The sequence below is a fragment of the Pseudomonas sp. PS01303 genome (assembly GCF_029959385.1).
GTDB classification, from domain to species: Bacteria; Pseudomonadota; Gammaproteobacteria; order Pseudomonadales; family Pseudomonadaceae; genus Aquipseudomonas; species Aquipseudomonas rustica.
This window is the reverse complement of the sequence record NZ_JASCPK010000348.1, coordinates 1-276: the sequence shown is the minus strand read 5'-3', so window position 1 is coordinate 276 and position 276 is coordinate 1. Positions and strand designations below refer to the sequence as shown.

1 protein-coding gene is annotated in these 276 nt (G+C 62.0%); it reads left to right on the top strand.

The window, feature by feature from the left end; all coding sequences use genetic code 11:
- On the top strand, positions 1–276 hold a 276-nt coding region (locus QMX93_RS30910; RefSeq protein ID WP_282359363.1), incomplete at both ends, for a hypothetical protein.

Genomic DNA, 276 nt, shown 5'->3' with positions numbered 1-276 from the left:
AACCGCTGCTGATCCCCATCGACGGCGCGCATTTGACGCCGATCAACGGCGGCAAACTGGAGCTCTACTATCAGTTGCTGATCGAGGACGCCGCGCTCGGCGCGATGAACCATGTCAACGCCACCCATGCCATCCGCGAATCCATTCATGCCGATATTCTGCAGGTCGGCGAGCCACGCCTGGAACTGCCCGAACCCGTAGTGGCCGGCGTGATCGACGGCGCATTACCCGGCGACACCGCCGGTACAACGTTGACGGTGAACTACCTCAACACGG